The organism is Pseudomonas sp. KH_021 (genome assembly GCF_057838865.1).
Genome location: NZ_CM174477.1, coordinates 3,614,005 through 3,639,825 on the forward strand (window position 1 = coordinate 3,614,005; position 25,821 = coordinate 3,639,825).

At 60.2% G+C, this 25,821-nt stretch carries 20 protein-coding genes; 8 read left to right on the plus strand and 12 right to left on the minus strand.

From position 1 onward, the window contains the following. Nucleotides 1–20: 20 nt before the first annotated feature. Complete coding sequence (gene csiR, locus AC3IX4_RS16710) at nt 21–704, minus strand: DNA-binding transcriptional regulator CsiR (RefSeq protein ID WP_489256532.1); 684 nt, start codon at nt 702–704, stop codon at nt 21–23. Nucleotides 705–901: 197 nt separating this feature from the next. Between csiR and glaH the strand changes: the two genes are divergently transcribed. From glaH to gabD, 3 genes are all read left to right on the plus strand, one after another. Then, on the plus strand, nt 902–1,879 hold the full coding sequence (gene glaH / locus AC3IX4_RS16715) for a glutarate dioxygenase GlaH (protein WP_489256533.1): 978 nt from the start codon (nt 902–904) through the stop codon (nt 1,877–1,879). A gap of 95 nt (nt 1,880–1,974) precedes the next feature. Next, the gene (gene lhgO / locus AC3IX4_RS16720) at nt 1,975–3,231 is read left to right on the plus strand and encodes an L-2-hydroxyglutarate oxidase (protein WP_489261306.1); all 1,257 of its coding nucleotides are present in this window, start codon (nt 1,975–1,977) and stop codon (nt 3,229–3,231) included. 13 nt (nt 3,232–3,244) lie between these two features. Continuing rightward, complete coding sequence (gabD, locus tag AC3IX4_RS16725; RefSeq protein ID WP_489256534.1) at nt 3,245–4,693, plus strand: NADP-dependent succinate-semialdehyde dehydrogenase; 1,449 nt, start codon at nt 3,245–3,247, stop codon at nt 4,691–4,693. Between the two features lie 153 nt (nt 4,694–4,846). Here gabD and AC3IX4_RS16730 read toward each other — a convergent pair whose 3' ends face one another. After that, nucleotides 4,847–5,512: a TetR/AcrR family transcriptional regulator gene (locus AC3IX4_RS16730; protein WP_489256535.1), complete on the minus strand. Its 666-nt coding sequence runs from the start codon at nt 5,510–5,512 to the stop codon at nt 4,847–4,849. 341 nt (nt 5,513–5,853) lie between these two features. Between AC3IX4_RS16730 and AC3IX4_RS16735 the strand changes: the two genes are divergently transcribed. From AC3IX4_RS16735 to AC3IX4_RS16750, 4 genes are all read left to right on the plus strand, one after another. Beyond that, nucleotides 5,854–7,293: a phenylacetate--CoA ligase family protein gene (locus tag AC3IX4_RS16735; protein ID WP_489256536.1), complete on the plus strand. Its 1,440-nt coding sequence runs from the start codon at nt 5,854–5,856 to the stop codon at nt 7,291–7,293. A 4-nt stretch (nt 7,294–7,297) separates the two neighbouring features. Further along, nucleotides 7,298–8,755 (plus strand): acyl-CoA reductase, encoded by a 1,458-nt coding sequence (locus AC3IX4_RS16740; RefSeq protein ID WP_489256537.1) that lies wholly within the window; start codon nt 7,298–7,300, stop codon nt 8,753–8,755. A gap of 65 nt (nt 8,756–8,820) precedes the next feature. Beyond that, entirely contained in the window at nt 8,821–9,882 is a 1,062-nt protein-coding gene (locus AC3IX4_RS16745; RefSeq protein ID WP_489256538.1) for an NAD(P)-dependent alcohol dehydrogenase, read from the plus strand. 149 nt (nt 9,883–10,031) lie between these two features. Continuing rightward, on the plus strand, nt 10,032–11,039 hold the full coding sequence (locus tag AC3IX4_RS16750; protein ID WP_489256539.1) for a zinc-dependent alcohol dehydrogenase family protein: 1,008 nt from the start codon (nt 10,032–10,034) through the stop codon (nt 11,037–11,039). Nucleotides 11,040–11,315: 276 nt separating this feature from the next. Here AC3IX4_RS16750 and AC3IX4_RS16755 read toward each other — a convergent pair whose 3' ends face one another. The 4 genes from AC3IX4_RS16755 to AC3IX4_RS16770 form a co-directional block, all read right to left on the minus strand. Beyond that, a complete protein-coding gene (locus AC3IX4_RS16755) occupies nt 11,316–13,838 on the minus strand; it encodes an efflux RND transporter permease subunit (protein WP_489256540.1) in 2,523 nt (840 codons plus the stop codon). Between the two features lie 23 nt (nt 13,839–13,861). Beyond that, on the minus strand, nt 13,862–14,935 hold the full coding sequence (locus AC3IX4_RS16760; protein WP_489256541.1) for a WD40/YVTN/BNR-like repeat-containing protein: 1,074 nt from the start codon (nt 14,933–14,935) through the stop codon (nt 13,862–13,864). Nucleotides 14,936–15,036: 101 nt separating this feature from the next. After that, nucleotides 15,037–16,395, minus strand: coding sequence for a DUF1329 domain-containing protein (locus AC3IX4_RS16765; protein WP_489256542.1), 1,359 nt, complete (start codon nt 16,393–16,395; stop codon nt 15,037–15,039). Between the two features lie 35 nt (nt 16,396–16,430). Beyond that, nucleotides 16,431–18,293: a DUF1302 domain-containing protein gene (locus AC3IX4_RS16770; RefSeq protein WP_489261307.1), complete on the minus strand. Its 1,863-nt coding sequence runs from the start codon at nt 18,291–18,293 to the stop codon at nt 16,431–16,433. Nucleotides 18,294–18,646: 353 nt separating this feature from the next. On the opposite strand from AC3IX4_RS16770, the gene AC3IX4_RS16775 reads away from it, so the two are divergent. Beyond that, the gene (locus AC3IX4_RS16775; RefSeq protein WP_489256543.1) at nt 18,647–19,663 is read left to right on the plus strand and encodes an AraC family transcriptional regulator; all 1,017 of its coding nucleotides are present in this window, start codon (nt 18,647–18,649) and stop codon (nt 19,661–19,663) included. A 172-nt stretch (nt 19,664–19,835) separates the two neighbouring features. Here the strand turns inward: AC3IX4_RS16775 and AC3IX4_RS16780 are convergent, their stop codons facing one another. The 6 genes from AC3IX4_RS16780 to ycaC form a co-directional block, all read right to left on the minus strand. After that, on the minus strand, nt 19,836–20,468 hold the full coding sequence (locus tag AC3IX4_RS16780) for a DsbA family oxidoreductase (RefSeq protein WP_489256544.1): 633 nt from the start codon (nt 20,466–20,468) through the stop codon (nt 19,836–19,838). Next, nucleotides 20,465–21,805 (minus strand): MFS transporter, encoded by a 1,341-nt coding sequence (locus AC3IX4_RS16785; protein ID WP_489256545.1) that lies wholly within the window; start codon nt 21,803–21,805, stop codon nt 20,465–20,467. The genes AC3IX4_RS16780 and AC3IX4_RS16785 overlap by 4 nt, the downstream gene beginning before the upstream one ends. A 113-nt stretch (nt 21,806–21,918) precedes the next feature. Next, the gene (locus AC3IX4_RS16790; RefSeq protein ID WP_489256546.1) at nt 21,919–22,971 is read right to left on the minus strand and encodes a beta-keto acid cleavage family enzyme; all 1,053 of its coding nucleotides are present in this window, start codon (nt 22,969–22,971) and stop codon (nt 21,919–21,921) included. Between the two features lie 75 nt (nt 22,972–23,046). Further along, nucleotides 23,047–23,895, minus strand: coding sequence for a TauD/TfdA dioxygenase family protein (locus tag AC3IX4_RS16795; RefSeq protein ID WP_489256547.1), 849 nt, complete (start codon nt 23,893–23,895; stop codon nt 23,047–23,049). 14 nt (nt 23,896–23,909) lie between these two features. After that, nucleotides 23,910–24,890 carry a quinone oxidoreductase family protein gene (locus AC3IX4_RS16800; protein WP_489256548.1) on the minus strand — a complete coding sequence of 327 codons (981 nt, stop codon included), beginning with the start codon at nt 24,888–24,890 and terminating at the stop codon, nt 23,910–23,912. 304 nt (nt 24,891–25,194) lie between these two features. Beyond that, the gene (gene ycaC, locus AC3IX4_RS16805; protein ID WP_489256549.1) at nt 25,195–25,818 is read right to left on the minus strand and encodes an isochorismate family cysteine hydrolase YcaC; all 624 of its coding nucleotides are present in this window, start codon (nt 25,816–25,818) and stop codon (nt 25,195–25,197) included. Nucleotides 25,819–25,821: the final 3 nt, after the last annotated feature.

The following is a 25,821-nucleotide window of genomic DNA, read 5'->3' on the forward strand; positions in this document are numbered from 1 at the left end:
GCCCCCCCCACTGTTCAGGCTCACCCGTTGCGCTTCATGACCTCGACAATAATGGGTACGGGGGTCATCAGGTGGCTGCGCATCATGGCCGTGGCTTGAGCAGTATCGCGCGCGAGGATCGCGTCGACCAACGCGGCATGCTCCTTGCGCTTGAGCTCCAGCGCCTCTTCAGAGAACACCGTTTGAGTCAGCCACAGATGACGGTAGCGCTCAGCCTGATCGAACAGGTAAGTACGTGCCTGGAGTAGATGTTTGGAACCACAGCCCGCCGCAATGGCGCTGTGGAAAGCCTTGTGCCGCTCATCCCAGACATCGAGGACTTTCTCGCGAGTGGTCACGTCCATGACCTTGGACAAGGTATGGGACTGGGCCAGGATCTGAGCTTCCCAGCTGTCATCGCCTCGTTCGATGGCCAGGCCCACGATCATCGCTTCCAGATTGGCGCGAGCGTCGTAGATGTCCTGCATTTCTTGTAGCGACATGGGCGCTACCCGGTAGCCTTTCTGGCTGATCACCACGACCAGATGCTCGGCCACCAGTTGCGAAAGCGCTTCGCGCAGTGGGCCGACACCCAGATCATAGCGCTCCTTGAGCCCACTCATGAGGAGCTTTTCACCGGGCTTGAAAACACCACGGATGATGTCCCGCTTGAGTCGCTCATACCCACTGATTGCAGCGTTAGGCCTGGTGGTGAGGCTGTTCAAGATGCAGCTCCTAGCTCGCCAAAGTCCCAATCATACCCAAACATCTATCAGTCGAAAAACTTTCGATGAAAATTTGTTTTGTCGTTCAAATATAAAAATGTAGACATTTTCTAGTGATGGCGATACTTTCACCTCACGCCCTGATCCAACCCTCCGGCTTCACGGCGCTAATCACCACCTTATGCCCAGGAAATGCCATGAACGCCTTTACTCAGATTCAGGACCTTGTGATGCCGCTGCCAGTGGAGTGCAAGGGTTTCACCCTTTCCCCTTCCCGCCAGTCGCCGCGTTTGCTTGAACTGAAATTCGCCAAGGAGACCGTCGATGCCTTCGTCAAGGCCGTCGCCGAATGGCCAGTACAGGCGCTGGAATACAAATCGTTCCTGCGCTTTCGGGTCGGTCAGATCCTTGACGAACTGTGTGACGGCACTCTGCGCCCAGTACTGATCAACACGATCCTGGACCGTGCAACCGGCGGCATGCTGGTCACGCCCGAAGGGTTGGATGATGTGACCCAGGCCGACGAAATGGTCAAACTCTCATCAGCCGTTGCGCACCTGATCGGTCGCTCCAACTTCGATGCCATGAGCGGTCAGTTCTACGCACGCTTCGTAGTGGTCAACACCGACAACTCCGACAGCTACCTGCGCCAACCCCATCGGGTCATGGAGTTGCACAACGACGGCACCTTCGTCCAGGAGCGTACCGACTACGTGATGATGATGAAGATCGACGAGCAGAACATGGAAGGTGGCAATTCCCTGCTGCTGCACCTGGACGACTGGGAAGATCTGAACCACTTCTACACTCACCCATTGGCTCGCCGTGAAATGCGTTTCACCGCACCGCCGAGCAAGAACGTGCGTGAAGATGTATTCCATGCGGTATTCGACAACGACGCCGTAGGCCGCCCGACCATGCGCTACATCGATCAATTCGTGCAGCCCAAGGATTTCGAGGAAGGCATCTGGCTGAACGCCCTGAGCGAATCCCTGGAAAGCTGCCCAAACACACTGTCGGTCCCGGTGCCGGTGGGCAGTTTCGTGCTGGTCAACAACATGTTCTGGCTGCACGGCCGTGATCGCTTCACGGCTCACCAGGGCTTGCGTCGTGAGCTGATGCGTCAGCGCGGCTACATCAGCTACGAGAAAACCCTATACCAGCGCGGCCAATAAGGCCTACCCAGCGCTGAACCGACGATGGCCACCATGCGTGGCCTTCGTCGTGTTTCCCACAAGCATTTCATTCAGGTAGGTGCAAGCTAATGGCTGTGTACGACTTCATTATCATCGGTGGCGGCATCGTGGGCATGTCCACGGCCATGCAACTGACCCAGGTTTACCCAGACGCCTCCATCCTGCTGCTGGAAAAAGAGTCTGGCCCGGCCCGGCACCAGACTGGCCACAACAGTGGTGTCATTCATGCCGGTGTCTACTACACCCCGGGCAGCTTGAAGGCACGCTTCTGCCTGGAAGGCAACAAAGCCACCAAGGCGTTCTGCGACAAACACAGCATCCCGTACGACGAATGCGGCAAGCTGCTGGTGGCCACCAACGAGCTGGAGATGCAGCGCATGAGCGCGCTGTGGGAGCGCACCGCAGCCAACGGTATCAAGCGTGACTGGCTGTCGGCCGCCGAACTGCGCGAGCGCGAGCCAAACATCGTCGGCCTGGGCGGTATCTTCGTACCTTCAAGCGGCATCGTGAACTACGCCCAGGTCACCGCTGCCATGGGCCGCGAGTTCGAAGCCGCCGGTGGCCAGATCCGCTACAACAGCGAAGTGGTCGCCATCGATGAGCGCCCCGATGAAGTGGTCGTGCGCACTGGCGAACAGGAGCACCACGGGCGCTTCTTGATCACCTGCTCTGGCCTGATGGCCGACCGCGTGGTACGCATGCTCGGGGTCAAGCCCAACTTCATCATCTGCCCGTTCCGCGGCGAGTACTACCTGCTGCCCAAGCAGCACAACCAGATCGTCAACCACCTGATCTACCCGATCCCGGATCCATCGATGCCGTTCCTTGGCGTGCACCTGACCCGCATGATCGACGGCACCGTCACCGTCGGCCCTAACGCGGTGCTGGCCATGAAGCGCGAAGGCTATCGCAAGACCGATATCTCGCTGGCCGATACCTTCGAAACCCTGACCACGCCAGGCATTCTCAAGGTGCTGATGAAGAACTTGCGCCCCGGCCTGATCGAGATGAGAAACTCGCTGTTCAAGGGTGGTTACCTCAAGCAGGTACAGAAGTATTGCCCAAGCATCGTCAAAAGCGACCTCACCCCGTACCCGGCCGGGGTCCGTGCCCAGGCCGTGTCGCTGGACGGCAAGCTGATCGATGACTTCCTGTTCGTCAACACCGCGCGCAGCATCAGTGTATGCAATGCACCATCGCCCGCTGCAACCTCCGCGATCCCGATTGGTGCACACATTGTCGACAAAGTCCGTGAGCAGCTGGCAAACTCGGGCGCTCATTTCGTCAAACCCCGGCCTGCCCCAACGGCGGCTAGTGTCGTAAACCGGTAAAGAGGAATTTCGCGTGCAATTCAATGATCCGCAATTGTTCCGCCAACAAGCCTACATCGACGGTGTATGGGTAGATGCCGACAACGGCCAGACCCTCAAGGTCAACAACCCAGCCACCGGTGAGATCATCGGCAGCGTGCCAAAGATGGGCGCCGCCGAGACCCGCCGCGCCATCGAAGCCGCCGACAAGGCACTGCCGGCCTGGCGCGCACTGACCGCCAAGGACCGCGCTGGCAGACTGCGCAAGTGGTTTGACCTGATGATGGCCAACCAGGAAGACCTGGCTCGCCTGATGACCCTGGAACAAGGTAAGCCACTGACCGAGTCCCGTGGCGAAATCGCTTACGCCGCCTCCTTCCTGGAATGGTTCGGTGAAGAAGCCAAGCGTGTTTATGGCGACATGATCCCAGGCCATCAGGTCGACAAGCGCCTGATGGTGCTCAAGCAACCAATTGGCGTCACGGCAGCCATTACGCCGTGGAACTTCCCTTCGGCGATGATCACTCGCAAGGCCGGCCCGGCTCTGGCCGCCGGTTGCACCATGGTCCTCAAGCCCGCTTCGCAGACCCCTTACTCAGCCCTGGCCCTGGCAGAACTGGCCGAGCGCGCCGGTATTCCTAAAGGTGTGTTCAGCGTCGTCACCGGCAGCGCCGGCGAAGTGGGTGCCGAACTGACTGGCAACCCGATCGTACGCAAGCTGACCTTCACCGGCTCCACTGAGATTGGCCGTCAGTTGATGGTCGAATGCGCCAAGGACATCAAGAAGGTCTCCCTGGAGCTGGGCGGCAACGCTCCGTTCATCGTGTTCGATGACGCTGACCTGGACGCGGCCGTCGAAGGCGCGCTGGTCTCCAAATACCGTAACAACGGCCAGACCTGCGTCTGTGCCAACCGCCTGTATATCCAGGACGGTATCTACGATGCCTTCGTGGAAAAACTCACCGCTGCCGTGGCCAAGCTGAACATCGGCAACGGCATGGAAAATGGCATCACCACAGGCCCGTTGATCGACGCCAAAGCCATGGCCAAGGTCCAGGAACACATTGACGACGCCGTGAGCAAAGGGGCTCGCGTGGTTGCCGGTGGCAAACCGCATGCGTTGGGCGGGACTTTCTTCGAGCCGACCGTCTTGGTCGATGTACCGCTGAGCGCGGCTGTCGCCAAGGAAGAAACCTTCGGCCCACTGGCGCCGCTGTTCCGCTTCAAGGACGAGGCCGAAGTGATCGCCATGGCCAACGACACCGAGTTCGGCCTGGCCTCCTACTTCTATGCCCGCGACCTGAGCCGTGTGTTCCGTGTGGGTGAGGCGTTGGAGTACGGCATCGTCGGCGTCAACACCGGCATCATCTCCAACGAAGTGGCGCCATTCGGCGGCATCAAGGCTTCGGGCCTGGGCCGTGAAGGCTCCAAGTACGGCATCGAGGATTACCTGGAAATCAAGTACCTCTGCCTGAGCATCTGACCCACCTCTACGCTGCGGTCTATCAGATAGACCGCGGCGCCTCCTGTGGGAGCAGAGCTTGCTCGCGATGAACACGCCGCGGTCTGTCTGATAGACCGCGGCGCGTTCATCGCGGCTAAAGCCGGCTCCTACAACGATTGCGATAACCGGTCATCACAGCGGATCGGTCAACATTGCGTGAAGCATGCGTGCCAGCAACTTGGGCGTGTCCTCGTCAGTGAGGTAGCACGGTCTTTCCAATAGCATGGCCCGTGGCAGTACCGACCACGTCTGGTACACCAAAAACTCTGCCTTCTCCAGATCCTTGACCCGAATCTCGTCGGCAAATCGTGTCATCAAAGCCGAAGCCGCTGTGGTGCTGCAGAGCTGCTTGGCCTTGACCACATCCAGGCGCACCAACTCGTCATAATGGGTGGAGCGCACGCTGAACGCAGGATCGAACAGCGTCTTCTTGTAATGGCTGGCCAATACAACCTTCAACGTCAGCAATATCCCATCCAGCAACGTAGCCCCAGGCGCCATCGTCATGATGTCGGTGTACAGCTCGGTACGCGCCTCAGCCCGATAATCATCAAAAATCGCCGCAATCAACGCCTCCATCGTTGGGAAGTATTCATAGATCGAGCTGATCGCCACTCCTGAGTCTTCAGCCAGGCGCATGGCGTTCAAGGCTTCCCGCCCTTCACTTTCGAGAATTTGCCGGCCGGTTTGCTTCACGGCCGTGACCAGCGCGATCGAGCGTGCCTGGCGTGGCTCCTTACGAGGCTGGGCAGGAATTTCCACCTGCACGCCTTGTTTGTCATTGTTGGGTTTAATCACGGTGTCCTCTCCAGAGTGCTGCCCAATGCGACGGTGACAGACCCGCCGCGCAGCCACCTGAAGTATGACCGAGCCAGCCTGCTTAGTCAGCGAGTCTTGTGTGCTCTATACCTGCCGTTTCGCGATACCCCTCGCCCACCTGAAGCCGACCTCTCACCAGGAATACGGAACATGCTGTGCCAGCGAAGCGAAATTTAAGTTTTTCTTGTTATTTTTCAACAATTTAGACAAACAAATAGTCACCCCGCAATCCGGAACAAAATCCAAGGCCGCAGACCCATACTGGATTCACACCCAACTCCGGCCCCGCCGGTTTTCACGAGTGAACAGCGAGCCATAAAATGCCCACTGCACAACTGTCGATAGAACAAAAAACCCAGCAGCTGCTGAACAACCCGGCAGAATTGGTCAACTACTCCCAGCAGGCCTGGAACAATATGCCCCGCGCCGAAATCGACGCGCTGCAGATTAACGGCCTGAAGCAACGCTTCGAAGAACTTCGCAACCGGATTCCAGTCCTGCAGAAACTCGCCGACGCCCAAGGCGTGGACACCATCGAGCAACTGGACGACGTGGTACCCCTGCTGTTCGAACACACCGTTTACAAGTCCTACCCGCCATCACTGCTGGAAAAGCGTAGCTTCAGCCAGATCAACAAGTGGCTGGGCAAACTGGTAGTACCCGAGGTTGCCGAAGCCATCGCAGCGGTCAACGTCAGCCATTGCCAGGGCCTGGACGAGTGGTTCGAAACCATGGACGAAGGCGTGCCGCAACTGCGCATCAGCCACACTTCGGGCACTTCGGGCACCCTGTCGTTCCTGCCCCAAGGCGTACATGAGTGGGAAAAATTCGCTCAACTGCGCAAGATCAGTGTGTGGAACATGGAAGGCCCGGATACTCCAGAGCCTAACCTGCACACGATTTACCCGTACTACCGCAAAGGCTACCTGAGCCATGTGCGTGTCCACGCCGCCATGATTCCAGCCCTGCTGCCGGACGAGTCGCATTTCCACGCGGCCTACCCGACCACCCTGAGCACCGACGTGCTGCACCTGGGCGCCAAGCTGCGCGCGGCGCAGTCCAAGGGTACCCTCGATCGCCTGGTGATCAGCCCGGAACTGCTGGAGAAGAAGAAAGCGTTCGACCAGTTGCAGGCCGAAATGCCTCAGCACCTGGCAACCTTCTTCGATCATATGTCCACCGAACTCGCGGGCCAGCGCGTTTACATCGGCGCGACCTGGAACCTGCTGCACAGCATGGCCAAGGCCGGCCTTGAGCGCGGCTTGGAAGGTGTCTTCCACCCTGACTCTTACGTGCACACCGCTGGCGGTGGCAAGGGTGTGGTGCAACCTGAAGGCTGGCGTGAAGACGTACTGCGCTTCACCGGTGCCAAGGTTCTAAACGAATCCTACGCCATGTCGGAAATCGTTGGCGGCGCCCATACCAAATGTGAAGCGGGCCACTTCCACTTTGCCCCTACCGTCATCCCTTACCTGCTCGACCCGGAAACCAGCAAGCCGCTGCCACGCACTGGCCGCGTAACCGGTCGCGCAGCGTTCTTCGACCTCGGCGCAGAGATTCGTTGGGGCGGCTTTATCACCGGCGATGAAATCACCGTCGAATGGGACAAGCCATGCTCCTGCGGCCGGCCGAGCGCCTACGTAGTCGGGCCGATCCAGCGCTACAGCGAACTCAATGGTGGTGACGACAAGATCACCTGTGCAGCAACAGAAGACTCCCATCGTCAGGCGATGGATTTCCTGAACACATTAGAGGGCTAACCCCGTGAGCAAACCTATTGCGCCGATGATCATCCGCGGCAAAGTTATTACCGATAACCTGATCGACGTAGGTGGCCGTGGCGGCGACCTGGTTTTCCAGACCCCGGATGCGCACAAGTACCTCGACCAACTGCCGCTGGGTAACCCGGCGAAGCTGGCCGACCTGTACACGCTGAAGTTCAAGGACATCCTGGACTACTGCGAAGAGCTGGGTGAGCGCCTGGAGTTCGACAAAAACATCTACCTGCAAGAAGCCTGCGAGCTGTCCTACCTGACTGCACCGGTCACCCCGACCATGGTCAAGGGCAGCTACATGGGTCTGCGCCACATGCTCACCCGTGAATCGGTCACCGAACAGGTGGAGAACTCGGTAGGCGTCAAATACCTGGAAGGCTGGGTCAACCATCGCCTGCTCGACGGCACAGACCTTGAAGTACGCTGCTTCGGCGCACGCACACTGCATATCGTTGCGGGTAACGCGACTGGCCTGTCCCTGCTGACCATCCTGCGCAACATGGTGCTGCGCAGCGATGCGATCATCAAGGCGCCGTCCAACGACCCGTTCACCGCGCTGGCCATTGCCCGCACCATGGTCGAGATGGCACCGGACCACCCGCTGACCAAACACCTCAGCGTCGCTTACTGGAAAGGCGGTGACCAGGCCTTCGAAGAACGCCTGTACCAGCCACAGAACCTCGAGAAGATCGTGGCTTGGGGCGGCTTCAACTCGATGAAGCACGTCACCCGCTACATCCAGCCAGGCCTGGAACTGATCTCCCTGGACCCTAAGCGCAGCGCCAGTATCCTGGGCAAGGGCACCTTTGAAAGCGAAGAGACCATGCGCGAAGCCGCCGTGCGTCTGGCCAGCGATATCGGCGCGCTGAACCAGAAAGCCTGCGTATGTGCCCGAGTGGTCTACGTGCAGAGCGGCACTGATGAGGCTGGCCTTGCGAACCTGAACAAGTTCGGCGGTTATGTCTACGACGCCATGCAGACCCTGCCTAACACCCTCAGCACCCAGCCTAAGCGCTATGACCAGGGCCTGAAGGCCGAAGTCGACGCACTGCGCCTGGACGATGAGTGGTACAAGGTGATTGGTGGCCAGGACGGCGAAGGCGCGGTTATCTGCTCGCAAATTCCTGAGTCGGTATCCTTTGCCACCAAGCTCGACGACCGCACCGCCAACCTGGTGCCGGTAGATGAGCTGCACGAGATGATGGATGCGGTGGATGCCTACACCCAGACCGTCGGCGTCTACCCGGAAAGCGTCAAGGACGAAATCAAGGACATCCTGCCGCTGTACGGTGCTCAGCGCATCGTTTCGCTGGGCTACGCGGCAGGTCTGAAATGGGCCGGCCCGCAGGACTCGATCGAGCCACTGCGTCGCATGGGCAAGTGGATCGTCAACCAGATCGCCTCGCCTGAAAAGGTACCGGCGCCTTGGTTGCGCCCTTCGATCTAACCCCCCTGTAGCCTGTACCCCGACGCTTGTCGGGGTACTTGTTTGATCATTCTCAGGATTCGCCCATGACCACCACTTGCCTAGGATTTGCCGCACACGAAGCCCACGGGCCCCTTACGCCATTCCGATTCGATCGCCGCGCCTTGCGCCCCGATGACGTCGCCATCGATATCGCCTATTGCGGCGTCTGCCACTCCGATGCCCACCAGGTCCACAACGACTGGAACAACACGGTTTATCCTTGCGTACCCGGCCACGAAATCGTCGGTCACGTCACTGCCGTTGGCAGCGATGTCAGCCGCTACAAGGTCGGCGACCGGGTCGCTGTAGGCTGCCAGGTCGACAGCTGCCTGCAGTGTGCTCCTTGCACCGAACACCAGGAACAACTCTGTGTCCACGGGCCGACGACCACCTACAACGGCAAGGATCGCCAGACCGGCGAGATCACCTACGGTGGTTATTCCCAACATATCGTGGTCCGCGAGCAGTTCGTTCTGCGCATGCCCGAAAGTCTCGACCCACGCTTTGCCGCCCCCTTGCTGTGCGCCGGCATCACCGTGTGGACGCCTATGCGCCGTTACGGTGTAGGCAAGGGCTCGAAAATCGCGGTCGTCGGCCTTGGCGGGCTCGGCCACATGGCCGTGAAGCTGGCCGTTGCCCTGGGTGCTGACGTCACCGTAATCACCACCTCACCCGGCAAGGCTGACGACGCCCGCGCCCTGGGTGCCAATCATGTGCTGCTGTCCAACGATGCGGCGGCGATGGCGGCGGCAGCCAATACGTTCGAATTCATCATCGACACCATCCCTAGCCGCCACAACGTCAACCCTTACCTGATGCTGCTGGGCCGCGAAGGCGTCATGGTCCTGGTTGGCGCCATCGAACCACTGGAGCCCATCCATGGTGGCTTGTTGATCCGCAATAACCGCACCCTGGCCGGTTCGCTCATCGGTGGTATCCAGGGTATCCAGGAGCTGCTGGACTTCTGCGCTGAACACCAGGTGCTGCCAAGCTGCGAAATGATCGGCATCCAGGACATCAACACCGCGTTCGACCGCCTGCAACGCAACGACGTCAAGTACCGCTTCGTGATCGACATGAACACAATGCGCGACGTAAACCTGTAATATCTCCCCACGCTGCGGCGCGCATCGCCGCAGCGTCCTCCACCCTTTGCCTTTAATGTAGGAGCCGAGCTCGCTCGCGATGAGGCCCTCAAAGCCCACCATCGCCTACCAGCTACAGCCCGTGCTCCCCCTACCGCACGGACTGACCCATGAAAGCCATTCAGCTCCAACATCCCGCTGGCCTGGACCAACTTCACCTCGTCGACCTACCCGCCCCCGGCGCGCCCAAGGCCGGCGAGATCCAGGTGCGCATCCATGCAAGCTCCCTCAACTACCACGACCTGGGTGTCGTCATCGGCCACATCCGAACCCCGCAGGGTCGCATCCCCATGGCCGACGGTGCCGGCGTTGTCACCGCGGTGGGCGACGGTGTAACGGAGTTCGCCGTGGGCGACTGCGTGGTGTCGTGCTTCTTCCCTCACTGGCAATCAGGCCGCAACGTACCAACGACCTTCCAGACCGTCCCCGGCGATGGTGTGGACGGCTTTGCCCTTGAACAGGTCAACATGCCCGCCCATGCGTTTACCCTGGCGCCCAAGGGCTACACCCATCAGGAGGCTGCCACGCTGACCACCGCAGGCTTGACCGCGTGGCGTGCGCTGGTGGTGGACGGGCGCCTGCAAGCTGGCGACACCGTGCTGGTGCTGGGCACTGGCGGCGTCTCCATTTTTGCCCTGCAAATGGCCAAGGCCATGGGCGCTCGAGTGATTGCCACAACCTCATCCGAGGCCAAGCAAGAACGCCTGCTGGCATTGGGAGCCGATCAAGTCATCAACTATAAAGAGACACCTGAATGGGGCGACGCGGTGCTGGCTGCCACGGGTGGGCGCGGTGTTGACATCGTGGTCGAAGTGGGTGGGCCGGGCACCCTGCCCCAATCCATCCGCGCCTGTGCTGGCGGGGGCCACATTGCGTTGATCGGTGTGTTGACGGGCGCGTCCGGCGTCGTGCCTACGGTCGAGATGATGCGCAAGCAACAGACCCTGCGTGGCCTGATCGTCGGCAGCCGCGAACAGCAGCAGGACATGGTGCGTGCGTTGGAGAATTTCAGCTGGCGCCCGGTAATCGACAGCAGCTACCCGCTGGAACAGATTGCCGAAGCCTTTGCCCATCAACAGAGCGCCAAGCACTTCGGCAAGATCTGCCTGCATTACTGAATGGGTACCCGGCCCGCAAGGCGTCGTACCTGACGCCCTGCGGTGGCTCCGCAACGCGTAGGAGCTGGGCTTGCCCGCGATGGACGCACCGCGGTCTTTCAGGCAGACCGCAGCGCATTCATCGCGGCTGAAGCCGGCTCCTACACCACAGCCGTGTCATACCTGACACACCGCGGTGGCGCCATCGCACTTTGTAGGAGCCAGCCTTGGCTGCGATGAGCGCACTACGGTGCATCAGGCAAATCGCGGCGCGTTCATCGCGGCTAAAGCCGGCTCCTACAGGGTCAGGGCAGAACGCCTGACTACTTGCTGGGCCTCTTTGACGACGACTGGCGGTTCTTCTGCCAGCACGGCCTTGCGGCTCAACTCAGCCCCGCGCAGCAGGAAGTACGACAGGGCCGGAATCAGGATCAGCGCCCCGAGCATGTTCCACAGGAACATGAAGGTCAGCAGGATACCCATGTCGGCCTGGAACTTGATCGGCGACCACACCCAACACACCACGCCCGCGGCCAACGTGATGCCCACCAGACCCACCACTCGGCCGGTGAAGGTCACCGCACGGCGATAGGACTCTGCCAGCGATAGACCCTGGCGCTGGTGATGCAATTGCACGCTCAGTAGGTACAGCGCATAGTCCACGCCGATCCCCACGCCCAAGGCGATCACCGGCAGGGTCGCCACCTTGACGCCAATGCCCATGGCCACCATCAATGCCTCGCAGAGAATCGAGGTCAGCACCAGTGGCAGCAGTGCCACCAGCGTCGCCCGCCAGCTGCGGAAGGTGATCAGGCAGAACAGCGTCACCGCGGCATAAACGTACAGCAGCATGGTCCGGTTGGCTTCGCGCACCACGATGTTGGTTGCCGCTTCAATGCCCGCGGTGCCGGCGGCCAGCAGGAACTGGCGATCCGGGGTGCTGTTTTCCTTGGCGAACTGCTCGGCAATGGCCACCACCTCGTCCAGGGTCTGGGCCTTGTGGTCCTTGAGGAAGGCAATCACCGGCATCATCGAGCAGTCGGTGTTGAACAACTCTGGCGAGTTGACCGAAGCCTGTTGCGCCGCGTAGTTCAGTACGTCCTGGTTGCGCTGGATGCTGTTGAGCTTGGGGTTGCCCTCGTAGGTGCCGGCGGTGATCTGGCGCACGGCGTTGACCAACGAACTGGTGGCCTGCACGCCCGGCGACTGCTGCAGCGCCCAGGCCAACCGGTCCGCGAGGATCAGCGTCTGGTAGCTCAGGCAGCCTTCCGGCGCGGTCTTGACCATCACCGCGAACAGGTCGCTGGACAGCGCGTAGTGGCTGGTGATGTAGGCGTTGTCGAGGTTGTAGCGCGAGTCGGCGCGCAGCTCCGGTGCGCCGCTGTCCAGGTCACCGATCTTCAGTTGCAGGCTGACCACGAAGCCGGCCACCCCCATCAGCGTCGCCACTAGCACCGCGCCAGTGGCCCACTTGCGGGTGGTGAAGCGGTCGAGCAGGTCCCAGAGCTTGCCAAAACCCTTGTGGTTGTCGGCGCGAGTCTCGATTTTCAGCGCGCGCTCGGCAGCCTTGCGCCCGACACCGATATAGGACAGCGCCACCGGCATCAGCAGCAGGGAGGTGAAGATCAGCACCGCCACGCCAATACTGGCGGTGATGGCCAGGTCCTGGATCACCGGGATGTCGATCAGCATCAGCACGGCAAAGCCCACGGCATCGGCCAGCAGCGCCGTGACGCCGGCGATGAACAGGCGGCGGAAGGTGTAGCGCGCCGCGATCAGCTTGTGGGTGCCCCGGGCGATGTCTTGCATGATGCCGTTCATTTTCTGCGCGGCATGGGACACGCCGATGGCAAAAATCAGGAACGGCACCAACACCGAGTACGGGTCGATGGCATAGCCCAGCCAGGCGACGATGCCCAGTTGCCAGACCACGGCAATCAGCGAGCAGCCCACCACCAACAGGGTGCTACGCACGCAGCGGGTGTAGAGGTAGATGATGACCAGAGAGGTGACCACCGCCAGGCCGAAGAACATCATGACCTGAATCAAGCCGTCGATCAGGTCGCCCATCAGCTTGGCAAAACCGATCACGCGGATCTTGTACGGGCCCTTGCCCTCCTCACCCGACTTGCGCGCGGCGCTGTCGCCAGCAAACTCGATCTTGTCGCGCAACTGCGTCTCAAGCATCTGCGAGAACTGCTGGTAGTTGATGCTCTGGCCGGTGGCCGAAGCCTTGTCCAGCAGCGGCACGATCAGCATGGTGGACTTGAAGTCGCTGGCCACCAGGCTGCCGACGATACCGGCGCGGCTGATGTTCTGGCGCAGCTGCTCGATATCCTCCGGTTTGCCCTGGTAGGTGCCAGGCATCACCGGGCCACCCTGGAAACCTTCTTCGGTGACTTCGGTCCAGCGTACCCCCGGGCTCCACAACGACTTCATCCAGGCGCGATCGACACCTTCGGTGAGGAACAATTGGTCGTTGACCTGCTTGAGCACCTCCAGGTACTGCGGGTCGAAAATATCGCCTTCGGTGTTTTCCACCACGACCCGCACCGAGTTGCCCAGGCCGCGCAGGGACTTGCGGTTTTCCAGGAAGTTCTGGATGTAGGGCTGGCTCTGCGGAATCATCTTCTCGAAGCTGGGCCGCAGTTCCAGGCGCGTGACGGCCATGTAGCCCAACACCAGGGTGACCAGCGTCATCAGCAGCATGAACAGCGGACGGTAGTTGAACACCAGCCGCTCCAGGCGATTGCCGGAGCATCGGTCGAAGTCACGCAAGTCGCGGATCACCGGCATAGTGTCTTGCTTGATATTGCCCATGTCTGGGTACTCGCTCTGAATGATTATTCGACGGCCAATGCATGGGCGCCACGACTGCCAACCACCACCAGCGAGCCGTTGGCCGCCAGGACGGCGTCGACTACCGAGGCTTGGTCAGCCTGGGGCAATCCTTGCAACTTCGTGCTGTCCGGCACACTGGTCAGGGTGTGACCTGCCTGGGAGAACAAGCGATAGCGGCCGTGGCCATCGACGATGCCCGCCGTGATATTGACCTGCATCCCGGTTTGCATCGGGCTCCAACTGGCACCGCCATCGGTGCTGCGCAATACGTTGCCGCGCAGCCCATAGGCCAGCACTTCACCCGGCTTGCCGACCACGCCGAAGTAGCTGCCGTGATAAGGGGTTTGCAGAGCGGTAAAGCGTTGCAGGCGGTCGTCCCACTTGAGCAACAGGCCTTGCTCGCCCGCGATGTACAGGGCGTCACCGGTCGAGGCGATGGCGTTGAGGTGAAAACCTTGCGGGTTGTCGGTGCGGTCCTGGAACGGTGTCCAGCTCTGGCCGCCGTCCTCGGTGCGCAGGATCAGGTTGAATACCCCGACCACATAACCGACCTTGTCGTTGGCGAACCATACGTCCAACAGCGGCTTGTCAGCACCCTGTTCCACCAGACGCTGGCCTTCCTCGACCAGCAGCGGCCATTGCTCATTATTAGGCTCAGCCTGCACCAACGCGGTGTAATGCTTGACCAGCAAATCGCCGATCTGGCGGCCGTCCAGTTGCTTGTTCCAGGTCAACCCGGCGTCGTCGCTGTACAGCACGACGCCGTCATTGCCCACCGCCCAGCCTTGGCTGGGCGACGAAAAAAAGACCGCATTGAGGTCGCTGCTGACCGGCACACCGGCCTGCGACCATTGTTTGCCGTCGTCATCGGAATAAAGAATATGACCACGCTGGCCCACAGCAACCAGGCGATCACCGGCACGCACGATGCCGATCAAGGGGCTACGCACCGCCAGCGCACTAGGGGCTGCGGGAAGCTCCAGCACATCTACAAAAGCACCGGCCCACGCGCCAGCTGACAGCTGCGCCAGCATCAGAAACGCCAGCGTCTGCACGAATTTATTCAAGGAACCCATACCCCACCTTCCAGGAAAGCGACGCTGCAGGAGCAGGCGTCGGAGTCAGTAACCCAAGAGGAGCGGCACTCCGGCCGCCCCTCTTCCAGTCACTGCGCTACTCAGCGAATACCTGACCCCGCCAGCGCATCCGGCACCCACTGTGCCTTGGACAGAGGCGCACCGTACTTAATGCCACCGTAAGGGCCGGTGATGCCGTTGATGTTGTAGGAGCCGCCGACCAGGTCATAGATCATGAAGGCCGAGGTATCGGGGATTTTTTGGTCGTAGCTCTGGCTCAGGAAGGCGAAGGAGCCACGGTAGAGTTTGCCGTTCGAGTCGTACTGATCGGACGCCAAGGCAACCCAGCTGTCTTCATCCAGGTACATGCGACGCTTGTGGTAGATGTGACGTGCGCCGGGCTTGACGGTGCCCTCCACGACCCACACACGGTGTTTTTCCCAGCGCACATAATCCGAAGCCAAGTGGTTGGCGGTCGTGAGCGCCTTGGGGTCGGTGGCGTAGGTCAGCTTGTAGGTGTTGTAGGGAATGATCATTTCCTGCTTGCCGACCAGCTTCCAGTCGAAGCGATCCAGCGCGCCGTTGAAGACAAACACGTCATCGTAGGTGCCGGCACCGCCTGTACCTGGGTTTGGCGTGTCATAGGCCAGGTCCGGTGCCAGTTTCACTCGACGCTGGCCAGGCAGGTACTGCCAGCTGCGACGTGGTTGCTCCAGTGGGTTGGCGGTGTCCTTGAGCATGATCGCCTCGCCCGCACGGCGCGCAGGGGCGGTGTAATACAGCTTCATCTGGAAGAACACGTCGGTGCTGGTGAACGCCTTGGACATGTCGTCGTAGAACGGATAACTGGCGAACGACATAGCGGTGGTGGAGAGGGTCGGCACGCCCGCCGAATCGACGTTCCAGGAGTCGTATTTAACCGCGCGATTGGTCCCCAGGTAGCGCAGCAGGTGGTTCCACATGGCCTCGGCGCCCGAGGTCGGGATCGGGAACGGCACGCCAGGCAACACATTCTCGATGGCCACGCCACCGTTAAGCGACTTGGCGCCGGTGGCATTTTTCACGCTATTGTCCATCACTGCCTGTGGCACGGCCACGGTGCGGTGAGTGGGATAAACGTTGACATGGTAGGTGGGATAGCGCTTGGCAAGCTCCACAGTCGTCGCCGTCAACATACCCTCGTATTGGTCAACGTTCTTGCCATCGATCACCAGGACAGGCTTTTCGTCGGCAAAGGGGTCAGGGCGCATCCCGTCACCGGCCTTGAAACTGGCGGGCGCAGTGGTCAGGCCACCCTTGTAGGCAGGAATGGAGCCGTCGGCATTGGCCCCTTTCTCGGCGCCCGTCAGGGTCAAGCTATCACCCAGCTTGGCCGCTTCTTGAGCCGTTACAGCCGCTTGGGCATGACCTGCAATCACAGCTGCGAGGGAAGCTGCCAACACGGTATTGATGAATCTCATCTGAATTCTCTCCACTTTGTTGTTGTAATCGAGCATCAGAACGTGGTTTTGAACGAAGCCGTGACCATTCCGCGGTCCTTGAGCAGACCTGCAAGGCCTGCCTGGGAAGTGATCTGGCCTGGGATGCAGCGGTATTGCCCGCTGCTGCCGGGAGTATTGTTGTCAAACCCGGTTTCACAGGTGTTGAAGCCGCCGAAGGAATCGACGTATTTCAGGTCGAACTTGTACTTTTGATAGACATCCGCGGCGATACCCACCGAGTAGCTGCCGGCATCTTCACTGCCGCCCAGCTGGATGGCTGAGTTACCTTTCAGGCCCACGTTGTAGGACATCGGCATGGACATATCGACGCCTGGGAATACCTGGAACCAGGTCGGGGTGAAGTTGGCCGCCAGGGTGTAGGCGTTGGTGTCGACCTTGTCGATACCGCGGTAGCTGGAATCACCCTTGAAGGTCTGCTCGCCCTTGTCGACGCTGACCAGGTGGGACATCGCGCCTTCCACCGCCAGCGATGAGATATCCCACAACGGCGTGCGGCCGAAGGTCACCAAACCATTGAGGACCACGTGGAAGGTCTTGCCGCGGGCCGTTCCGGTATCACCGTTGTCCGGCAATTCGCCGATCAGGTTGGCGCCACTGATCAAGCCTTGGTCCGCCTGCGACCTCAGTGTCGAGTTGACCGTGGTGAAGTTGCTCAGCAGCGGCATATTTTCGCGGTAGTTCACGTCCAGGCCGACGCTGACCGGGCCCACACTCTTGGACAGGCTGATGCCATAAATGTCGATGTCATCGGCGTAGACCGCCATGTACTCAGTGCCAACCAGCCCTGCCAGCCCTGGGTTATGCAGGTTAGGCGCGTTGATCAGCACAATCGGCTGGGTGTCGGAAGTCTTGCGGTAGTAGAAACCCAGGGTGCCGTCCAGCCATTCCGGGCTCCACTTGGCCATCAGGCCGAAATCGCCGGTGTTACGCGGCTTGATGTCATGCCCACGCGGTGCACCGTAAAAGGCACCGGCGCCGCCCAGTGCGGTGGGTACTGGCACATAGAATATGTTCGCGCCCTCGCCCAGCATGTCGTAGCCGCCCATGTAGGTCTGCCCCTCGGGCATCCGGGAGTTACGGAACTCCAGGAAGTACTGAGCGCCCAGGACCAGTTCGGAGTTGACCGTGTACGACATGGAGAGCTGGTTGCGCGGCAGGAACAGCTCCTTGGTTTCGGTACCGGGTACGTTGTACAGCTTGGCCAGGTCCAGGGCCGACTGGCCGTAGTTGATACCGTTGGCGGCGTTGAACAGGGTCTCGCCCCAGAACATGTTGTGCCGGCCGAGCTTGGCACTGAACATCGACTCCTCGCCCACTTCGGTGCTGTAGAACACGAAGGCGTCGAGCAGCTCTCCCGAAGGGCCGTTGTAGTAACGGTCGGTGTAGCGGCTCAGGCCGTGGCGCTGCGCGACGCGGCCGTTGAGCGAATCGCCCTGCTGAATCGTGCCGGTCGAATTGGCCGCCACCAGGTTGCCGGCGTTGCCCTCCTGCCCAGGGAACGGGTTGGAGTTGGAACCTACGTTCTCATAGGCATTGTCATACCAGCTGGCGGCACTGACCCGAAAACCCATCTTGCGTTGGTAGATCACGTCGAACTCGGTCAGCAGATCGACCCGTTGGGTCACGGCACTGCCGACACTGAAGTTTTTATCGCCGTCGTTGAAGTTGGACGTGTTGGCAATCTTCGAATTCTCACCTTCCACACGTTGGCCGTAACTGGCCTTGAAGGTGTTATCGAAGCGCACGGCCCAGTCCTCGTTGCCAGTATCGAATTCGAAAGCCTGGGCAGCGGGAATCGAGGCAAGCAGAATAGCGTTGGCCAGCAGGCTGCGACGCAGTGGGCTACGTCCTGTCATGGATAGCATTACGTTGTCTCCGTTTTTTGTTGTTTTTTTATTTGGTACTAACAACGACTCACACCCGGTCCTTGGCGATGATGCGAGTGACTTTCAGGCTGGTTCTTCCAGATAGTTGCGCCTGTCGATCAAGCATTACGGGGTCGCCAACTATTCGATCCCCGCCAGATGCACAGTAGAATTCGCCTAGGCGCCGCGCTTTACATTTCACGTCAGTTGCTTTTCTTTTGATGACAACCCCTTGGATTCGACCCATTGAATGACCGCTGGGTGCTTTTCATTTCTCGGCCAAACTTCTATAACTGGCGGACGCCGCAAGATCTCATGTGTGACCAATGGAATAAATAGACGCCATGACTGTGCAAGCCCGATCCGCCGTACTGATCAATTTCCGGGAAGTGGCTCGCCATCTGCGGCTAAACCCGAACACCCTGTTGACCGAAGCGGGCTTGAGCCCTTCGCACCTGAGCGACCCTACTCAACGCATCCCGGCGGGCGCTGGCATCCTCTTGCTGGAGCGAGCAGCACAACTGAGTGGGTGTGAAAACTTCGGCCTGCGCATGGCCGAGCTGCGCCAGCTGTCGGATTTCGGTGAAGTGAGCCTGTTGCTCAGCCACCAGAAAAACCTGCGTGACGCGCTGAAAGTGATCGTGCAGTACCGCCACCTGCTCAACGACTCGCTGGCGGTCTACATCGAGGAAACAGACAAGATCGTCATCATTCGTGAGGAGTTGGTGACAGAGGTCATGCAGAATCGCCAATCCATTGAATTGGCGATTGCGGTAATGCACCGATTCTGCTCAGCATTGCTGGGCGCCCACTGGCAACCGACCAGTGTCTGCTTCACCCATGAGTCGCCGAAAGACTTGTCCGTGCATCGAAGAATCTTTGGTTGCAAGGTGGAGTTTGGCTGCGAGTTCAATGGCATCGTCTGCCCCGCCGCCAACCTGGACACCGCCAACCCCCTGGCCAACGAAGCCATGGCCCGGCATGCGCGGCGCTACCTGGATTCAATGCATGACAAGAACGATCACTCGATAACGCTCGATGTGCGCAAGTCCATTTACCTGCTGCTGCCGATGGGCCGCGCCACCATTGAACAGATCGCCCAGAGCCAGGGCATGAACGTGCGCACCCTGCAACGTCGCCTGGAAGAGGACGGGGTCAGTTTCAGTGAGCTGATCAGTAGCGTGCGCAAAGACCTGGTGATTCGCTATATGGAAAACCCGGGATATTCGCTGGGACGAATCACCGACATGCTCGGCTACACCATGCCCAGCTCATTCACCCGCTGGTTCATTGCCCAGTTCGGCATGCCGCCCGCCGTCTGGCGACACGAACACAATATCCACGCGCGCAAGGATCACTGAACCGGCGTTCCGGCGATCCGACTTGCCGGAACACGGTGCATCAGGTAAACGCGCGGCGCGACCATCGCAGTGGTCCGGCACTCCGGCAAGCCTGGCTCCTACACGGGTTGGTAGGAGCCGGGTTTACCCGCGATAGTCGCGCCGCGGTATATCGGGAAAGCCGCGTGGGCGATTACAGGGCCTGGATCATGGCCTGCAGCAACATCTCCGCCGGCTGTGCACCGGTCACCGCCTGGCGGCGGTTGAAGATGAAATAGGGCACGCCCTTGGCGCCCATGCCGCCGTCGTCATAGGGGTGGTGAGGCCCCTCCAGACAGTCTGCAAAGGCCTCGCGCGAGTAACCGCAGGACTCGGCAATCGCCAGCAAGGTGGCACGGTCGCCCAAGTTTTCACCCAGGTTGAAATAACCGGCCAGTAGCCGCTCCAGCAAGCTGTCATGCTGCGCTGCGCTGCCCAACTCAAAGGCATGCTCCAACAGACGATGGGCATCGGCTGTGTTGGGCATGGTCTTGATGCTACTGAAGTCAATGCTTAAATCCACGGTCGCCGCAGCCTGTCGCACCTGTCCCTGGCGCGCACGCACTGCCTCGTCACTGCCCAGGCGCTGACGATAGAACTCGACAAAGGGCACGCCTTGCACCGGCAAATGCGGCAACAATTGCACCCCATGCCAAGCCACCTGCACCTCAACCTCCGGGCGACTCGCTTGCAATTGCACAAGCGCGCGCTCCAACTGGCGCCTGCCAATCAGGCACCAAGGGCAGATAAAATCGAAGAACGCATCAATGCGCAAAACCTGGGTCACGAAGATGCCTCCATCTTGGCATTAGTCGACGTTGCTTCCTTTTTCTCGACTTTCTCGTCTTGTGGACGAGCAATGTCCTTCAGATAACTGCTACGGATGCAGAAAAACACCACCGCTGACGCGATGCTCATGATCGGGATCAATTGGAAAGCGCCGTGCAGTCCAATGATGTCGGACACCTTGCCAGTGAAGAAAGGCCCCGGCGCCAGGCCGACCAGGTTGTTGACCAGGGTCAGGGTAGCGAACGCCGTACCGTGCACCTTGTAGTGGGTCAGGTTGGCGATCATGGCAACGGTCGTGCCGTTGATACCCGTTGCAACCAGCATGGCCATGCCGATCAGCGTCAACTGGATCGGACCGACCGGCATCACCAGGCCCAACGAGAACAACACGCAACACAGCAGGCAAAACACAATGGAGATTTCGACCTTGCGCACAGGCGACTGACGGCACAGTCGATCGCTGAGCATACCGCACATGATCGCGCCCCCACCGCAGCACAACACCATGACACCCGCAAGCACACCGGCCTTGCCTTCGCCCAGCCCGTAGTAGCGGTTGAAATAGCTTGGCATCCACACAATCATGCTACCGACGACAAACGTCTGCAGCCCGCTGGCAAGATAGGCGAGTTTGACCGAGCGTGTATTGTAGATCGTATGCAGCGGATGCTTGACCGCCGCTTGAACCTTGCTGGCGGCTGCAGCCAGGCGCTGCGGGGCAATACGAGATTCACGGACGAAGATCGGATAAATCGCCGCCAGCACCAGGCCAAACAGCGCCATGCTCGCAAACGACCAACGCCAGCCCAGCTTGACGGCGATCGCACCACCCAGGGAAATACCCAGCACCGAACCAAACATGGCGCCAGCCATGAAGGAACTGGCCAGGGTTGCACGCATATGCTTGGGGAATACCGACAGCACCACGGCAATACCGACGCTACCGTAAGCCGCCTCGCCGACACCTACCATGAAGCGAGCAAACAGCATTTGCTGGTAGTTTTCTGCCAAGGCGCAGCCCAGGGTTGCCAGGCTCCACAACAACGCCATCAACGTCAGGCTTTTGACTCGACCAAATCGGTCGGCCAGCAGCGACAGGGGGAACGTCAGAAGCCCGACCATCAAGGCGACGATACCGCTGAGCAAACCTAACTGCCCGTCGGTCAGAGCCCACTCGCTCTTGAGAATCGGGAACACGGCATTAAGTACCTGCCGTGACATGTAATCGGAAATCAACAAGCCAAAGGTCAACGCAAACACAATCCACGCATACTTGCGCGCAATACCGGTCGAAGTATCCTCTCCATCATCCACTGCACTGTGGTGATAGGCCATGCTGCCTCCTCGGTGTTTTACACCCGTTTTGTTCTTGTTTTTTTTGGTCTTGCTCAACACGTGCTAGGTTGGCGGAGGCAGGATACCAGCGGTTTCCTGCCCCGCAACCTAAATCAGCCGCGCTGTGGAACGCCCTTCTGACCGGCGGCGCGGTTTGGCGCCATGCCGTTGGCCAGCAGGGTTTCTTCAACGGTTTCGTACTGCACGCCGATCCGGTAGATGTCGCGTGCTTCTTTACCGGTGGCGATCTCGCGGCCCAGCTCGTGAGCGATGCGCACGGTTTGCTGGATCTGCTGCACGGACGAGATGCGCTTGCCGTGCTGGTCGATCAGGGTGTCTTCGGTACCCAGGCGTGGGTGCAAGCCCATGGCCATGGCGATGGTGTTCAGCGGCAGCACGTTCTTGAGCAGCGATTCAGCGGTCAAGGTGCAACGATCCGGCACGCGGTTGATGAAGTTCATCATGTTCATCGGGTTCGGGCCGTCGAAGCCACCGGCGATGCCGATCCAGGTCAGGTTCATCGGGCCCTTGTAGATACCGCGGCGCACCAGGCGCTCAAGGGTTTCGAGGGCATGGATACCGGTCAGCTGGAAGTGCGGCTGGATATTGCTGGCCTGCAGGCGCTTGAGGTGCTCGGCGACCCAGGCTGGGCCGGCCGGTACGGTCATTTCGCTGTAGGCAGCCTGGAAAACAGGGTCGGCCAGGGTGGTGCCTTCGACGAACTCAGGGTAGAGAATCTCCATGATGTTCATCTGGATGGTGTTGATGGCAATCGTCACCTGGTCCGGCTTGGGCGTCAGGTCCGCCAGCATGTGGCGGGTGTCGTCGGACAGCCACAGGGCTTCCGCGCCTTCGCCTTCAGGGGCAAAGGAAATCGAGCCACCGACCTGGATGATCATGTCTGGCACCGCTTCACGCACACCGGCAATCAGCTCGTTGAACTTGGACAGGCGCTTGGAGCCCTTGCCGTCCAGTTCACGTACGTGCAAGTGCAGCACGGTGGCGCCTGCTTCATAGCAGTCGACCGCTTTTTGCACGTGCTCGTCCATGGTCACCGGAATGTCTTCCGGGAAGTCTTCCGGCATCCACTGAGGCGCGTAAGGCGCGACGGTGATGACGACCTTGTCCATGTTTTCCGGGTGCAGCGAATCGTCGAAAAATTGCATTTTCGTCTCCTTTGTTATTGTTGCCCGTCCGACAGGCTTTGCGCACGGGCGCTTGCGGGGTGCAAGCGAAGTTGCTTAGTAGGTGTTGTCGCCAATCACCCCGGCGCGCTCCATCTTGCGATGGCAAGGGGGGTAATCCATCACGGCGTAGTGCTGAGTACAGCGGTTGTCCCAGATGGCAATGCTGTTGGGCTTCCAGCTCCAGCGCACCTGGTATTCAGGAATGCTGGCCTGGTTGATCAGGTAGTGCAGCAGCTCGGAGCCGCCCTGGGTGTAGTCCTGGCCGTAACGCACCCGATCCGCGGTGTGGTAGTTGGTGAAATGGGTGGCGAAGCTGCAAACGAACAGTATCTTCTCACCGGTTTCCGGGTGGATGCGCACCACCGGGTGCTCGGCATCCGGGTACTGGGCCTTGAGCGCCAGGCGCTTCTCGATCGGCATGGCCGCACCGAAGGTCGCCTCGATGCTGTGGCGAGCCCGCAGGCCTTCGATCTTGACCTTGACGTCCTCAGGCAAGCGCTCGTAGGCCAGCACCATGTTGGCCCACATCGTATCGCCGCCCACCGGCGGGCACTCGACACAACGCAGCACGGCCCCCATCGGCGGCGCGTCGCGCCAGGTGGCGTCGGAGTGCCAGGAATTCTCGTAGCGATCGATCGGGCTGTCCGGGTTCTTGTAGATCTGCACCAAGCCTGGATGATCGGGGTGGCTGCCGGCCACGGGGTGGTCCTGCAGATCACCAAACAGCTGGGCAAAGGCCACATGCTCGGCGCGACTGATGTCCTGGTCGCGCAAGAACAGCACGCGGTGCTTGAGCAGTTGCGCGCGGATCTCGGCGAACAGGCCGGCGTCATGGATGGCATCGGCCAGGTTAACGCCGGTCAGCTCTGCGCCAATGCTGCAGGTAAGTTGTTCGACTTGCATGGCGGCAAGCCTCCTTAGATAACGAAGATCGACGAGCCAGTGGTCTTGCGCGATTCCAGGTCACGGTGGGCCTGAACGGCGTCCTGCAAGCTGTAGTGCTGGTTGATCTCGATCTTGATCCGGCCGCTGCCGACGTGGTCGAACAGCTCACCGGCCAGGTCTGCTTTCTCGGCAGGGTCGGCGATGTAGTCGGCCAGGGCTGGACGGGTCATGAACAGCGAGCCTTTGGCCGCCAGTTGTGCCGGGCTGAACGGCGGGATCGGGCCGGATGCAGTACCGACGCAGACCAGCAGGCCACGACGCTTGAGCGAGTCCAGCGAGCCTTCGAAGGTGGCTTGGCCGACACTGTCGAACACCACGTTGACGCCGACGCCGTCGGTCAATTCGCGCACACGCTTGGCCACATCTTCATGGCTGTAATTGATCACATGTTCGCAACCATGAGCCCGAGCGATTTCGCCCTTGGCATCGCTGGACACAGTGCCGATCACCTTGACACCCAGCAGCTTGGCCCACTGCGAAACGATCAGGCCAACGCCCCCGGCGGCGGCGTGCAGCAGCACGGTGTCACCGGCCTTGAAGTCGTAGATGCGGCGCATCAGGTACGCCGAAGTCAGGCCGCGCATGGTCATGGCGGCGGCGGTCTCGAACGAGATGCTTTCTGGCAGTTTGATCAGCGGCGCGGCCGGGATCAGGCGCTCGGTGCTGTAGGCGCCCAGGGTATTGAGAAAACCGGTGTAGGTGACCCGATCACCGACGGACACATTAGTGACGCCCTCGCCCACCGCCTCGACGACACCGGCGGCTTCCACGCCCATGCCATTAGGCATCGGGACCGGGTACAGGCCGGTGCGGAAATAAGTATCGGCATAGTTCAGGCCGACCGCGACATGACGCAGACGAACTTCACCCGGACCAGGCTCGCCAACTTCTACTTCTTCAAAGCGAAGGACTTCGGGACCACCGGGCTCATAGAAACGTACGACTTGGGCCATTCTTCTTATTCTCCAATCAGCGTTCTGGATACGTTACGGCGATATGCGCTGAGTGGAATGTATGCCGCAGGCCAAAGGTACGCTTCGCATCAGACGACAATGGCTTTTCATTTCATGACAAGGGGCGTCCTTGCGGACCTACCCGCTACCGCGCCGCGCCCATCGCGATGGTCCGGCATTCCGGTAAACCTGGCTCCTACCCTTGTAGGAGCCAGCCTTGGCTGCGATGGCCTCACCGTGGTGCATCAGACAAACCGCAGTGATGCCATCGCGGCTAAAGCCGGCTCTACTAGTCGGACGTCAGCTAGTCGGATGTCAGCTTGGTGTAGCTGGTAATCAGGTTTCGATAGTCGGGAATGTGATTGGAGAACAGCGTTCCCAGCCCTTCGATATCGTTGCGCCAATCACGGTGCAGCTCGCAGGCAAGGCCAAACCAGGTCATCAATTGCGCCCCAGCGGACGACATGCGGTTCCACGCCGAATCACGGGTCAAGGCATTGAAAGTGCCGGATGCGTCGGTCACCACAAACACCTCAAAACCGGCTTCGATCGCAGACAGCGCCGGGAACGCCACGCAGACCTCGGTCACCACGCCTGCGATGATCAATTGCTTCTTGCCGGTGGCCTTGATCGCCTTGACGAAATCTTCGTTGTCCCAGGCGTTGATCTGCCCTGGCCGTGCAATATAAGGGGCGTCCGGGAACAGCGCCTTGAGCTCGGGCACCAACGGGCCGTTAGGGCCGGTTTCAAAGCTGGTGGTGAGAATGGTCGGCAACTTGAAGTACTTGGCGAGATCCGCCAGCGCCAGCACATTGTTCTTGAACTTGTCCGGGTCGATATCGCGCACCAGCGACAACAGGCCGGTTTGATGGTCGACCAACAACACGGCCGCTTGATCTTTATCGAGACGTTTATAGGCAGTGGACATTTT